The sequence below is a fragment of the Sphingobacterium rhinopitheci genome, from assembly GCF_022627575.1.
In the GTDB taxonomy this organism is placed as follows: Bacteria; Bacteroidota; Bacteroidia; order Sphingobacteriales; family Sphingobacteriaceae; genus Sphingobacterium; species Sphingobacterium rhinopitheci.
In genome coordinates, this window is the sequence record NZ_JADEYQ010000018.1 from 32,373 (window position 1) to 47,553 (window position 15,181).

Here is a 15,181-nt window from a genome sequence, read left to right on the forward strand (position 1 = left end):
GCGTGATAATGAAAAATTTAATAATTATAACTTTATTTATAGCCATAGCGGGATTAATTACTTTAAACAGTAAGCCATTGGATTCTATGCCTAAATCTACAGTGAATCCGGTCAAAGAATCCAAACCTACAGAAGTAGTTTCTGTTGCTAAATCGCTCTATAAAGACCTAAATCTGGAAGGTATCTTAAAATTTGATGTGTTTGAAAAGGCTTACAATGGTTATGTTTATTTAAAACCACAATTTAGAAATTCTGATATTATTACTGTAATAGACTTTTCTTTGCCTTCTACTTCTAAGCGGATGTATGTGATTGATATCACGCAAAAGAAATTATTGTACCATACTATTGTTTCACACGGCAAAAATAGTGGCGAGCTGTATGCGACGAATTTTTCTAACCGACATGGTTCTCTGCAGAGTTCATTGGGCTTTTTCATGACAGAAAACACATACCAAGGAAGCAATGGTTATTCTTTAGTACTTAATGGTCTAGAAAAAAATATTAATGATCAAGCCAAGGCTCGCGCTGTAGTGATACATGGTGCAGACTACTGCAATCAGCGTGTAATACAAAATTTGGGCCGTCTAGGCCGAAGCTATGGTTGCCCTGCTCTTCCTCGCGATCTTAATGCTCCTATTATAAATACCATCAAAAATGGCACGATGCTATTTATATATGCCGAAGATAAGGGCTATTTGGCCTCTTCTAAAGTATTGAATAGCATAGAACCTACGATGCTTGCTCAAGGTGCAGAGGTAGATGATTTGCATCAACAAGCTGCTGTAATGGACTAATTATATCGTCAATACGTATATACTAAAAAAGCTGTGCCTCTTGTTATGAAGCACAGCTTTTTTAGTATTTAACAATTTGATATTCTATTTTAATAAACCTTTACAGATGGCACTTACCAATGCAGGCCCTTCATATATAAATCCGGTATATACCTGGATCAATGATGCTCCTGCGTCTAACTTTTCTATAGCATCCTCTGCCGAATGTATACCACCGACTCCTATTATAGGGAACGATTTGTTAGACTTTGTAGCCAAGTAGCGAATTACCTCCGTACTACGTTTTGTCAATGGCTTACCACTAACTCCACCCATTTCTTGTACTAAGTTAGGGTCTGAAGTTAAACCTTCTCTAGAAATAGTGGTATTGGTAGCTATAACACCTGCTATCTTAGTTTCGGTAACTATCTCTACAATATCATCCAATTGACTGTCGGTCAAATCTGGCGCTATCTTCAATAAGATGGGCTTAAGAGCGGGCTTCTTTTTATTGAGCTCTTGTAGTGTATTCAATATATGCATTAAAGGACCTTTCTCTTGCAGGTCACGTAAGCCTGGTGTATTTGGCGAACTTACATTCACTACAAAATAATCTACATAATCATATAAGGCATGAAAACAATAGATATAATCGTTTACAGCATCTTCATTGGCTGTAACCTTATTTTTTCCAATATTACCACCTATGATTACACCATCTTTATTTTTTAAATGCTTAAGACGTCCTGCGGCAACATCAGCTCCTTGGTTATTGAATCCCATGCGATTGATCAATGCTGCGTCAGGCACCAATCTAAACATACGAGGTTTGTCATTGCCAGGCTGTGGCTTTGGGGTCACTGTACCTATCTCTATAAAGCCAAAGCCAAATTTGGCCATGTCTTCAATATATTCAGCATTTTTATCAAAGCCTGCAGCTAGGCCGACAGGATTTTTGAATTTTAGACCGAATACTTCACGCTCCAAGCGTGGGTCCGAAACGGTATAAATAGATTTTAAAAGTGCTTTACTGCCCCAGATTTTAGAAAAGGTTTTTAATCCACCAGTAACAGTATGGTGCGCCTTTTCAGGGTTCATCGAAAAAAAAATTGGCTTTACTAGTTTGTACATATCTACAAAGGTAGAAAAGAAGTAGAAATATTCCGTACTTTTGCAATCAAATGATATCAATAAATAATTTAACCTTTGAAATAGGCTCAAGAGCCTTATATGATGATGCCAATTGGCACATCAAACCAGGCGATAAAGTCGGCCTTATCGGCGCTAATGGAGCGGGAAAGTCTACTTTACTACGCATAATTGTTGGACAATACAAACCTACTTCGGGCACGATCTCTATGGCTAAAGACTTAAAGATTGGTTACTTGAATCAAGATTTATTGTCGTATCATTCGGACAAAAGTATTGTACATGTAGCGATGGAGGCTTTTGAGCGCCAAAATCAATTGCATGGAGAAATAGAAACATTATTACGCAAACTTGAAACAGATTATTCGGATGAGATACTGAATAAACTTAGTGACAAGCAAATGGAATTTGAAGCGTTGGATGGCTACAACATCGAATTTAGAGCGCACGAAATATTGGCAGGATTAGGTTTTTCTGAAGAAGAACAAAACCGCCCTTTAGCTACTTTCTCTGGAGGTTGGCGTATGCGTGTGATGTTGGCACGTATCTTACTGCAAGCGCCTGATATCTTATTATTAGATGAGCCTACCAACCACATGGATTTACCCTCAATCAAATGGTTAGAAAACTACCTTCAATCCTTTGAAGGAGCGATAGTTATCGTTTCACATGATAGGTATTTCTTGGACCGTATTATTAAAAAGACAGTAGAGTCGCGTAAGGGTAAATTGACATTGTACGCAGGTAATTATTCCTTCTATTTGGAGGAAAAATCATTGCGTAATGAAATTCAAGCAGGTCAATTTAAAAATCAACAAGCGAAGATAAAACAAGAAGAGCGATTGATTGAACGATTCCGTGCAAAAGCTTCTAAAGCTAAAATGGCACAGTCACGTATCAAAGCTTTAGACAGAATGGATCGTGTTGAAGATGTGGATGATGACAACCCTGAGGTAAACTTTAGCTTTAAGTTCTCGAAGCCTTCTGGAAGACATGTCGTTACATTGGAAAATATATCCAAATCTTACCCTAATCTAGAAATTCTACGTAATGCAAATGCATTAATTGAGAAAGGGGATAAAATTGCTCTTATCGGAGCCAACGGTAAAGGTAAATCTACCCTTCTACGTATCGTAGCAGAGGATGATAAAGTATTTGAAGGAACAAGTATCAAAGGGCACAATGTATCGCAGACCTTTTTTGCGCAGCATCAATTAGAAGCTTTACATCTAGAAAATAGTATTATCGCAGAGATGCAAGCATTTGCGCCTAAGCATACCGAGACGGAATTGCGCTCCATATTAGGCTGTTTCTTATTTACGGGGGATGATGCTTTCAAAAAAATTAAAGTACTCTCAGGGGGTGAAAAATCACGTGTTGCTTTGGCAAAGGCGCTGACTGCTGATGCTAACTTTTTAGTATTGGATGAGCCTACGAATCACTTGGATATGCAATCTGTTAATATTTTGATTCAAGCCCTACAGCAATACGAAGGAACTTTTATTGTGGTATCTCACGACCGTTACTTTTTGGACAATGTAGCCAACAAGATATGGTTTATTGAAGACAAGGAGATAAAAGAATACCCAGGTACTTATCAAGAGTATGAAGAATGGAATGCTAAGCGTGTCGTAAAAACAGTAGATAAGGCCGAGAAGAAAGTTGTCAAAGAGGCACCTAAGAAAGAAAAGGTAGCACCTACAGATGACGTAAAGAAAATCATACAAAAGAAAAATAAAGAGTTAACGCAACTAGAAGATCAAATCGCAACGAAGGAAGTCGAAGTTAAAGAATTGGAAATCCACCTTGCAAAGGAGGAAATTTATTCGGATGCTAACAAGTTGAAAGATGCTACGCGCACATATAATTCTGCAAAAGCAGAGCTAGAACAGTGGCAACAGAACTGGGAAGCTTTAGCTGAAGAAATAATGAATCTTGAAGGATAGTTTTCACTTTAAATCAGATACTTATAAGCGCAAATTTTTAAAAATTTGCGCTTTTTTTATAAGGTAAAATATGGGTGAATTACGAAATTCGTAATTTTTCAAAGGTTATTTAAATCAGTAATTGCCATCCTCTAAAATTTTATTTTTCCTATTTTATCAGCAAATAATACTATCATTTTTTTACTAAAAATATTAGTATTTAGAATCGTCTTTTATATAGCTAGCTACCATGCGCAATTGAATTTCACCCATACCATATACCTCCTACTTGCTGATTGGGGCATACTCAATCTGCCGTAAAAAGACAAGCTAATACTTGATCTCGCATGCTGGTACAGATACTAATTGTACGGGTCACCTGATAATATATTTTGGGGTGATGCTATCCGAAAGATCTACTATAAGACCTAAAATTGGCTATCATGTTAATAACCTAATTTGGCCAATCGTGCATACATTTCTACAAAAGCACATTGATCCAATAGCCATTTTGAACTTTGTTTTTTCTTCAATGTCCAATCCTCTTCGAATAGGCCATTTTCATCTCTCATTTTATCCCAAGCATAATCTAGGTTTTTAGCATAAGCATCCAAATAATGTTTATTCCCATCTATCTCAAACAAGGAAATATAGCCCCTCAGCATAACAGCATGAAACCATAAATTACTGTTTTTTAACAATGGAAATTCTTTAGTAGCATCTTGGTGAAAGAAGTATTTTAAGCATGATTGAGCTAGATGTTGTGCCTCTGTCAAATACTTTTTTTGCTTAGTGATTTTATATAACATAGCTGCTGCTTGTAGCATCTGTCCGGAATTGTATGAATATTTGGCTTTATCGATATCGCCATTGAGTTTGATGTTATCCCAGTATAATTTGTCCGTAGGATCTTCTAGATGGTTCTTCGTCCATTCGTATAGACGTTGGCCCTCATCCAGATAATATTTATCTTTTGTAGCCTGATACAGCTTCAATGCAAATACTGCGGCAGGGGCATTAGAGCATGTATTTTTAGATTCTTTCTTTTGCTCACACCAATAAATTCCCCCACCTAATTTTTCATCTTCACCACTTTTTACAAAAGTCCATATCTCCAAAGCATCCTTCAGGTACTTCGGATTTTTGGTTTGTAAATATAGATCAGTAAAATCAATACCCAGCCAGACATTATCATCATAAAAACGATCCGACATGGGTGCGTCATTGATGTAAGAAGCATATCCCACGGGCGACCTTTTGTCATCTCTATATTCACGAAGCCCTATTATAACTGTATTATCAACTATTGGCTGGTATATTTGTTTTTGTTTAGGCAATTCCATTAAGGCATTAATAGCAGATAAACTACCCGAATAAGGCCACAGGTAAGCATATTTTTTGGGTTGCTCCGCCTGTGCACTATTATGGAGGTAATCAGCTTTGAACTTATCATCAAAAGGGTATTTCTCCACTAAAAGGTTATTTTTATCATTCCCGTACTTAGCGTAAATAGTAGCCATCGTATTTTTGGCACGGTCATCGAAGTTCTTTTTCTCTTGCGCAAAATTGAGATTACATAATACAATAGTAACGAGTAATAATGATAGTGATTTAGTATTCATTTTTTAAGTTTAAGTTTTTAATATAGGTGATTAAGTCATTTATGAATCGACTAATAATCTTTACACAAACAAATAGCTTATTTTAAGTAAATATGGCGTATAGCAATTTGGTTAGGATTATGAGCTATCCCCCTATAGCTGTAATATAAATGCGTACAGTACAATAAAGGTTCAATGATTAAATATACCAAATAAATTTATTGCTGAAGACGGATCATATGTCACAATTTATACACATATGCTCACCTATTAAGATGATATATATTGTTTTGTGATCAGGATAGATGGTAATCTGTGGGATGTAATACTAATAAACGTATTGCTCTTATCTTTTTTAGAGAAGAAATGACAATATCGAAAATAAACCATTCAATAGCTTTTGTATGCGTTAGTATTTTGCTAATATCTATTAACCGCAATTATGATCTTATCTAAGGCATAGATGAATTTGCATCCTACATTTCTATAATTTTACAACAAAAAACGAATCTATAAGATATTGATATAAAACGTTTTTATAAAGCCCACTGGGAATGGTACAGCTATATCACTACTAAAAAATAAAGCCTGAAATAAAATTTCAGGCTTTATTAGGATTTTATTTGTTCCACCAGATTTTGGTAGTTATTAAGTCGTCACCTTGAGCAGCGACAGCGCCTTGGTAATTCGTCTTATTTGTACTCTGCTCTTTCAGTGGATATACCAATCGGCTAGGTATCTTATCACCTACTTCAGGTGTGAAGGTGTAGGAAACAGGCTTACCATCAAATACTCCAGACCACGTAACATCACCTTTTTTGATTAAAAATAATGGATATCCTGTACGACGTATTTCTGTCCAGGATTCTATCCCTTGATTGTAAAGTGCAAGGTATTTCTGTGTCAATACATTTTCTTTGTTGGCTGCCGGCAATTGTGCTAAATAGCTGGTCACATCCGCACTAGATACCCCCCACTTCTCTAATGATGCACGCACCCCACTTTCGTAGCTCGCTTGATCCCAATTTTTGTATTCTGCAATCAAGAATGCCACTTCAGCATATTCTTGCAATGTCTCCGCGTAGTTGGCTGCATTGATAGCATCTCCCGGAAGACTGATCTTATCTACAGGGAATATATTTCCTGCTGATAGCGGTAATCCATATGGTTGACCAAAATATGTGCCATCAACAGTCGTTGGCTTAGCATACTTGGCTAGACGCGGGTCTTCAGCCGTAAAAGGACCCCGTTTTCCTTGCAATGCTTCAATAATAACATTTGAAACAGCAAAATCCTTACGATTGGCGATTACGGTAGCGCGATATAGTGGAGCCTCATTGGGTGATGTGGAGGAATATTTGAATGCCGCGTTATCCGCATTGGATGTAAATACCCCTTTTGCTAAAGCATCATCGATATGCGATTTTGCTAAGGTAGCATCTTTAGAAAGGATACGATTCGCTAAACGCAAGCGTAATGAATTCGCAAATTTTGCCCATTTTTCATTACTACCTTGATAGATGATATCAGAAGAGCCAAATGTAGTAGCACTTTTGTACTTGATAAGCGTATCTCCCGCTTGCTTCAGTTCATTCAATATATCTTTATATATTTTTTCTTGAGCAGCGTATTTTGGTGTCAGATTATCAGGATTCTGTTGCAAAGCTTCAAAATCAACATCTTTATTGCCATATGATTCATAAGGAATATCTCCAAATACATCTGAAAGGGAATGAAAAGCATATGCTTTCAAAACGCGTACGATAGCGATCTGATTGACATTTGTGCCTGCAGTTCCTGCTGTAGCAAATGCTTTCGTATTCTCATCAGTATTTAATTTGATGATTTCGTTTAGATTATTAAGCGCCTTGTATGTTGCTGTCCAATAATTATCCGAATAGCCCGTAGGCACTTGATAGCGTGATTGATCTGTATATATATTTTGACTAAAATACTGCGCGAACAATTGCGCTCCTCTATAATTGATATCTTCGCTGCGCAAGGCATTTACCAATTGCTTTTCTGCGGACACCAAGATATAAGGGGTCGAAACTGCTGATGGACGATTGGGATCCGTATTTATCTCCGTAAATACCTCTTTAGAACAACTTGATAAGGCCAATAAAGAGAATGCTAATGCTTGTGTATATATAGATGTTTTGAATTTCATTATTCTAGAATTTAAAGTTAACATTAAAACCATACGTCACTGGAGTCGGGATATTACCACCTTCGATACCTTGGACATTGCCGCCACTAGACGTGAACTCTGGATCTATATACTTGCTCTCTGTGTAGATGTTCCAAAGGTTTCTTCCATAAACTGAAACACCTATATTTTTGATGGCTTTGCTATTTGCTAAGGCAAAATTGTACCCAAAAGTGATTTCTCTCAATTTAACGAATGATGCATCAAAAATAGAAAATGTAGTAGGTCCATTGTATTCATTACGTGCCCACTGCTGTGCTGTAATATTAGTCGTATTATCTGATGTATTGGCAACAGTATATGTTCCATCCGCATTGAATGTTACATCTCCTTTGACACCGTCTAATACAACACCCGTCTCGCGGATATTATTTGCGGCTGTCTTGTCCAAGATACCAGAATACATACCTACTTTGTACGTTTGTGAGAAGAATTTACCTCCTATACGTCCATCTACTAATAGCCCTAAACTAAATTTCTTGTAATTAAATGTATTTTGGAAACCAAAGGTAAAATCTGGTAAAACGGAACCCAATGGCACCAGCTGTGATGTTTTCATATATGTACCATCTGCTTGTACTACACGCTGTCCATCTGCCGCATAAACAAAGTCATAGCCCAAGAATTGACCATATGACTGTCCTTCACGTGCTACTAGATTAACCAAGCTATTGCTCAGGGTCAAAGTATTCACTAAATCATCAAGCTTTACGACTTTATTTTTATTCTTAGCATAATTTAATGCTGAATTCCAAGTGAAATTCGCTGTTTTCACTGGTGTTCCTGTCAATACAATCTCAATACCTTTGTTATTAATTTTTCCTGCATTCAATACTTTGGCTTCATAGCCAAAAGCAGAGGATACGGGAACAGGAAGGATTTGATTTCTTGAATTATTGTTGTAATACGTAACATCAATACCTAATCTATTCCGGAAGAACTGTAGATTTAATCCCGCCTCTAGCGAACTAGTGATTTCTGGCTTCAGGTTGGCATTATTTAATGTATTCGTAAGGCTATACGAAGGAATACCTTCAAATGACTGATCTGCTTGGTATACCTTCAATAATTGGTATGGGTCCGTATCATTACCTACCTGTGCCCATCCTAAGCGTACTTTACCAAAGGACAACCAATCTAAATTGCGTACAGCCTCTAATTGACTAAACACAAAACTACCCGTGAATGAGGGATAAATAAATGAATTTGCATTTACAGGTAATGTGGAAGACCAATCATTTCTCACGGTACCATCTACGAATAGTAAATCATTATACCCCAACGAGAAACTCGCATATAATGATGATACACGTTTGTGGTAATAGTTGTTATCTACTTTAATAGATGATGCATTCTTAAGGTTGTAATAATTAGGAATTGTCAAACCTCCCTGGGTAATTCCATAATCTTGTCTACGTTGCTGGTCACGTAAGTTACCACCTATATTGGCTACTAATGATATTTTATCCCAATTTTTTTTAGCTGTTGCTAAGAACTCATAGTTATATTCGTTCAATTTGTTTGTCAGTTCTTCATATTGTGAAGTACTACGCGAATATACGGCTATACGATCCTGTGACTGAAAAGTATAGATATCACCATGTGCTTTCACTCCTAAAGTTAACCAATCGTTGGCTTCATATTGTAGGCCTACATTACCATAGAAACGATCTCTCGTCTCTTCTAGATAGGATTCATATGCCGACCAATAGGGATTGTCTATGAATCGCGCAGCCTCTGCAGATGGTGTATTTTGCCAACCGGTACGATTCCATGCTATTTGCGTGCCATCGGCACGTTTATAATTTTCTAATATTTTATAATCTACTTGTACACCACCCCATTGGAAAGCTTCCAACATAATATTTCTGTTGGATGCGCCAGTCCAAGGTTTACCGACAGAAGAATTCTTGATGTAATTGATATTTGATGAAATTTTCAATTTACCGAGTTGTGTACCACCCGAAAAATTAAATGTATTGCGTCCTAAAGTAGAATTCGGTGTAGTACCGCGTACATTCTTATTTGTATATGAAAATCTATAGTTTGTATTTCCACTGTTACCTGCAATAGCTAAATTGTTGGTATTTGCAATTCCCGTGCGGAAAAAATAGTTGACATCATTCTTTGGGTACAACCAAGGGGCAGGATTTAAGTAATTGGCTGTATCCTCAGGGTCCAAATTATACCACTGCAACACCGGTGTACCGTCTAACTTTGGGCCCCAACTTTCATCGGAAGCATAATCTACAATTTTGTAATCTGTGCCATTGATATTTTGCGTTTGAAAAGTCTCTGAATAGCCCTGACCATATAAATGTTGACGCTTTGGTAAGCGTGTTATATTTTCAAAATCTAAGCCTGTATTCAATGTAATACTTACATTTTCACCTTTTGCAGCACGTTTTGTAGTAACTAATATAACACCATTGGCTGCGCGAGAACCGTATAGTGCCGCTGCCGAAGGGCCTTTTAGCACCGATATGTTTTCGATATCATCGGGGTTCAAATCTTGAATCATATTACCTACATCCTTACCGGCACTTCCATTGATGGTTGTGGAAGAGTTGAGATCCGTATTATCTATCGGCGTACCATCTATAACATACAAAGGTTGGTTATTGCCCGAAATAGAATTAATACCTCGCAATAATACACGAGAAGATCCGCCCATATTACCACCTGAAGATATCACTTGCAACCCGGCTACCTTACCTGACAATGCGCTCAATGCATTGGTAGGGCGTGTTTGCAATTCTTCACCTTTGACCTCTTGCGTAGCATAGCCTAATGCTTTCTTGTCTCTAGAGATTCCTAATGCGGTAACGACAACTTCATTCAATTCTGATGTCGCTGGAGATAAGGTAATCGTTAGAAAGTCTGCCGGATTTCCTTTAATATTCTGTGGCTCAAAACCAACATATTGTATTTTTAGTGCTGGATTGGTAGCGGTAGAATTTAACTCAAAATCCCCATTTTCATTCGTTTGCACTTGTTTTTTTGTAACTAGATCGGTGATGGTAGCACCTTGAATTGCCTTATTTGAGCTGTCCAAAACTCTACCTTTTAAGATAGATTGGGCGTATAAACTGCTTGAGCTTAAAGCAAGAGCAGCAGTCACGAGATATTGAAATTTCGTTCTATTCATATAAAATAATAATAAAAATAAATATGGTTTTTACTTATATAGGAAGAAGGTTGCCGGAGATAATAATAGTATCAATTACCTCCTAAAAGCATTCGGTGGCATAAAAATCTAACAGAAATAGAGATCGTGTTTTTCATTGCGCTACAAATATATAAAATCTATGTATATAGTAGATATTATTTTTTCTTTTTTATCGCTATTAGCTTTATCTATTGCTACAAATCAAGTATATTTAATCGTCAAAAATAAGATACGATATCTAAATGCTTACAGCACCAAAGAACAACTAATGTCTTTATAATCAAAAAAATAAAACCTACCTTAAATATCTATATATTACCATAAACTATGAAAAAAATACAGTTACTTATGCTATTATGTCTCCCTATAATGTCGCAGGCTCAAAAAATAGATACTAAATTAGAACATAAAATAAAAAATGAAATCACCGATTTTCAGGGCGATATTGGTATTTATGTAAAGAATTTAAAAACAGGAAAAGAAATTGCCATTCAGGCAGACAGCATATTTCCTACGGCTAGTATCGTCAAAGTACCTATATTGGTAGGTGTTTTTCAAAAAATTGCTGATGGCGAATTGACTTTAAATCAAAAGTTTCAGTATGACAAAAAAAGAACCTACGGTGGATCCGGCCTAATGCAGTTTTATAAAGATAGTGCGCAGACAGATCTTTCGACGATGATATCGCTAATGCTTACATATAGTGATAATGTAACATCGATATGGTTGCAAGAATTGGCTGGTGGAGGCAAAGTCATAAATCCCCTACTCGATCAACTTGGACTGAAAGATACTAGAGTAAATTCGCGGACTGTAGGACGTGAAAAAGAATGGGAAACCTACGGTTGGGGACAAACAACAGCAAAGGAAATGGCAACACTATTTACATTAATACGTGAAGGTAAAGTTATTGAGCCTATCTATTCGGACAAGATGTATAGATTCCTTAAGAACCAATATTACAATGAGCGTTCCTTGTCGCAAATCCCGCCTACGGTAAATACAATTTCAAAAACAGGATCCGTGAATCAATCCCGCGGTGAGGTGGTATTAATCAATGCACCACATGGTGATATTGTGTTTTGCATATTGACAAAGAATAACAAAGACCAAAGTTGGACTGATACCAATGAAGCAGAAGTGCTAACCCGCAAAATAGCCAATATAATATGGAATCATTTTGAGCCTAAAGATAAATTTACGCCGTACCCAGCATTGAAATAACAGCATTATAATTTTATATTTCCCTATAAGGTGCTCTTTAGGCACCTTATAGGGAAATTTAGCTTTCTTTAACTAAATTATTATATTTTCATATCAAGCTCATAGAGGTTCATAACATTTGTATTATAAATGCTATAAAATACTAGCTTTCAGTTCGTACACTGCTCGCTAACACATGATATCTATCTTCGAAATTCAATTAAATCTTTTTGAATACGCTAATTTTCACCAATATATTGTCCAATTATACAGCGATGACAGTATTATAAGTATATCAACAGAAATATCAATACTGAAAATACGCAAAGGTTTAAAATATATTATAGCGTATTCTTTTTCCGCTCGTTTAACTCCCTATCCATACTTTTCTGCAAAAAACTCATTTTAATTATTTAGTGTAGAATTACACTATAAGTTAAATTTCTAGTGTAATTTGATACGATACATTTTTGGTAATGACTAACTATGTTCATACAAATGATCAGGGAAATTTATTTATAAAAAGAATAATCTATGTTTTTTTTAAACATAGATATAGAAAATCTATAAAATTAAATAAACTCTATTCCAGGATATTAACTATAATGAAACGCATTTCATCATGTTATTTTGCTCATTATAGCACAAGTAACAATGGCTAAAACAGCACATTTCTCATGGTTTAAATGAAATTAAGTCATAAATATTCTTAAAAATAGTATTGAAACATTATAATTTAATAGGTAAATAATTTGCATCATTACCAAAAGTGTTATTATATTTGTGACGCATTAACTATTATTAAGCAGATATGTTTAAATAGCTTCATTTTTAATTAATACACCAATACTATAATTAGTGTATTTTAAATTAAAGCTATTAAGCTATCATTAATTTCGAATTGACTTTATAATTTTTATATAGAGTAATTGTAATAAAAAAGCTAGATAAAATATATAGGTTATTTCAACCTATATTCCATTTTACGTTCTACGTATTTGGTAACTCGGCTACTAACAATAAAACAAATTTTATTAAAGAATCTACATACGTAAGTATATAGATAGAAAATAGTTGTTTATGCATGGTCTTATTTTTTGAGACATTAAGCAGTGTAGGATAAAATAGGTTTTTAGAAGATTAAAGAAAGAAGGATACATATCCATTATGATCTAATTTCATATAATTCTTGTTTCATCCTTTATGTACGATGGTAACTCGTATTTAGTAAGATTAAATATTCTATTTTGATTTGTAGTAGAACGTTAAAAAATGACAAATGTTGAGATGATGGCTGAGGCTATTAGAAATAGAGACTCTAAACGTATGCAAGATTGTGTTTGTACAGCAATTAAAGATGCTTTCAATAAACGTGCTGATGAATTGGTTGAATATATTAAAGCTGGTGAGAAATTAGATCCTATGATGAAAGAGCTATTGCGGAGAAGTGGCGGAGGAGGCGAACGTGAAAAAATAAGAGATAGAGAGCATGTGATTTCCTTGATGGTAAAACATAATAATTAGAATTATGAAATTATTTGAAGATTTATCTACTTTAGAAAAAATTGGTTTATCAATTTTTATTTTAGTCACATTTATTGCTGTAATAAGTATATTATATGAACTATTAGTATTGCTCATCTCATAAATAAAAACATTTTTTTACTCCTATAAATTGACCCCTACTCTTTAGAGGATATTTTTAATAGCTTATGTGTAGTAGACAAATTAGAGGAAACTAAGGTATTGTTGTACCTTCCCCATTTTTATAAATTAGTTCTTCTACTCCAGTTTTTTTACTAATTAAAAGTATAGAAAACGGCTGTTCCCCCCCCTGATGTTGGATAAATATTTCAGCCATCATATCTACTAAATAACCTTTAGGCAATAAAACAATTGTATTAGGTTCTTCATTTTTTTTACCTAATCTAGGTATAGAAATCAACTTATTTTCGGCCAATCATCTCAATACCTTTCATTGAACTATTCAATATACGCCTTATCTACCAGCAAAGGATTTACGCTATAGTAAAAACACCAACAAATATTTCTTAATTATTACCAAGACTCCTAAAAAAGACTTTTGAACTTTCTTTAAGCTAGTCGGAATAAGATTTCTTGGAACAAATTCCTATACTAGATCATCATATTCAGTACCTAATACTTCTACTGGCTTCTATAGTGGATCTATTAATCAAAAGCAAGCTCTTATATTTTTCACCATTGAGCTTATTATATAGCTGCCTATCTTACATGATGCATAAAAGGAGAATAGCGTATTCAGAATTAGATATACACACTTGTATACAGTGCGTCAAATAGAAAAAAATATTATAACGCACTATTTGTGTATATTTATTATAAGCCAATAAGTCATCCTGATTATTAAAAAGTGATTTTAGAATAAATCCCATAGGTTTAAATCTAACATATTTCAGTAGGATAACTGAACTAATATGCTCCTAGCTAAAAGTAGATATAAAGCTACATATCAAACAAATAATTAATTAAAGAAATAGCTTATCTGTATATTGTAGCCTTACAAGAAAATCATACATTCTTTTAAGAATAAAAAGATGAAATATATTAAGAAAAAAAAATATTACAAACCTGTTATCATATCATATTCTATAGAAATGGAAAATTCTATAGCCGTGATTACGAAAGAAATTAATTGCATTAAACTTGTTGATACGTGTGACAATGATACCGGAGATGTTGAAAATGACGCTATATTAGAAGGATGGTGTTAAATAAATAAAGAATTATTTTCTAATAAAGATTAAAACCCTAAATATTAGTAGGATATGCACCAAATCATTACCTACTAATATAGCAATCAAACACTATTCAATCCACTATTGAATAATTACAAAATACCTTCAAAAAGTACGAGTATTTAAGTACTATTTGCGGACCATTTTTACAGATTCTAATTCTTCACTAATCCTTGGTTATAAGACACAACTTATGATCAAACCTCGATATCCTATATTTCTTTTTCTCAAATAAATTAAGTTGGAATCTAATGTTTCACTTATAACTTCTTGATACCTAAACAATCTATTATTAAAAATAATAGTAGACTATTACACAATAGTAAAACTTTTAAATATTTTTTTTGTTTAAGAAATAATACCATACATGAA

At 34.7% G+C, this 15,181-nt stretch carries 9 protein-coding genes; 4 read left to right on the forward strand and 5 right to left on the reverse strand.

Going from position 1 to position 15,181, the window contains the following annotated elements; genetic code table 11:
- Positions 1-8 precede the first annotated feature (8 nt).
- A complete protein-coding gene (locus IP023_RS13395; protein ID WP_241790903.1) occupies positions 9-797 on the forward strand; it encodes a murein L,D-transpeptidase catalytic domain family protein in 789 nt (262 codons plus the stop codon).
- An 84-nt stretch (positions 798-881) separates the two neighbouring features.
- On the opposite strand, the gene IP023_RS13400 is transcribed toward IP023_RS13395, so the two are convergent.
- Positions 882-1,907: a quinone-dependent dihydroorotate dehydrogenase gene (locus tag IP023_RS13400; protein ID WP_241790904.1), complete on the reverse strand. Its 1,026-nt coding sequence runs from the start codon at positions 1,905-1,907 to the stop codon at positions 882-884.
- A gap of 50 nt (positions 1,908-1,957) precedes the next feature.
- Between IP023_RS13400 and IP023_RS13405 the strand changes: the two genes are divergently transcribed.
- Positions 1,958-3,871 carry an ABC-F family ATP-binding cassette domain-containing protein gene (locus IP023_RS13405; protein WP_241790905.1) on the forward strand — a complete coding sequence of 638 codons (1,914 nt, stop codon included), beginning with the start codon at positions 1,958-1,960 and terminating at the stop codon, positions 3,869-3,871.
- Between the two features lie 425 nt (positions 3,872-4,296).
- Here the strand turns inward: IP023_RS13405 and IP023_RS13410 are convergent, their stop codons facing one another.
- The 3 genes from IP023_RS13410 to IP023_RS13420 all read right to left on the reverse strand — a co-directional run bounded on the left by IP023_RS13410 (position 4,297) and on the right by IP023_RS13420 (position 10,808).
- On the reverse strand, positions 4,297-5,472 hold the full coding sequence (locus IP023_RS13410) for a glycoside hydrolase family 76 protein (RefSeq protein ID WP_241790906.1): 1,176 nt from the start codon (positions 5,470-5,472) through the stop codon (positions 4,297-4,299).
- A 598-nt stretch (positions 5,473-6,070) separates the two neighbouring features.
- On the reverse strand, positions 6,071-7,621 hold the full coding sequence (locus IP023_RS13415) for a SusD/RagB family nutrient-binding outer membrane lipoprotein (protein ID WP_241790907.1): 1,551 nt from the start codon (positions 7,619-7,621) through the stop codon (positions 6,071-6,073).
- Positions 7,622-7,625: 4 nt separating this feature from the next.
- A complete protein-coding gene (locus tag IP023_RS13420) occupies positions 7,626-10,808 on the reverse strand; it encodes a SusC/RagA family TonB-linked outer membrane protein (RefSeq protein WP_241790908.1) in 3,183 nt (1,060 codons plus the stop codon).
- Positions 10,809-11,156: 348 nt separating this feature from the next.
- On the opposite strand from IP023_RS13420, the gene IP023_RS13425 reads away from it, so the two are divergent.
- Together IP023_RS13425 and IP023_RS13430 are read left to right on the forward strand one after the other, a co-directional pair.
- Entirely contained in the window at positions 11,157-12,053 is an 897-nt protein-coding gene (locus tag IP023_RS13425; protein ID WP_241790909.1) for a serine hydrolase, read from the forward strand.
- Positions 12,054-13,304: 1,251 nt separating this feature from the next.
- A complete protein-coding gene (locus tag IP023_RS13430) occupies positions 13,305-13,556 on the forward strand; it encodes a hypothetical protein (protein WP_241790910.1) in 252 nt (83 codons plus the stop codon).
- Positions 13,557-13,770: 214 nt separating this feature from the next.
- On the opposite strand, the gene IP023_RS13435 is transcribed toward IP023_RS13430, so the two are convergent.
- A complete protein-coding gene (locus IP023_RS13435) occupies positions 13,771-13,992 on the reverse strand; it encodes a hypothetical protein (RefSeq protein ID WP_241790911.1) in 222 nt (73 codons plus the stop codon).
- Positions 13,993-15,181: the final 1,189 nt, after the last annotated feature.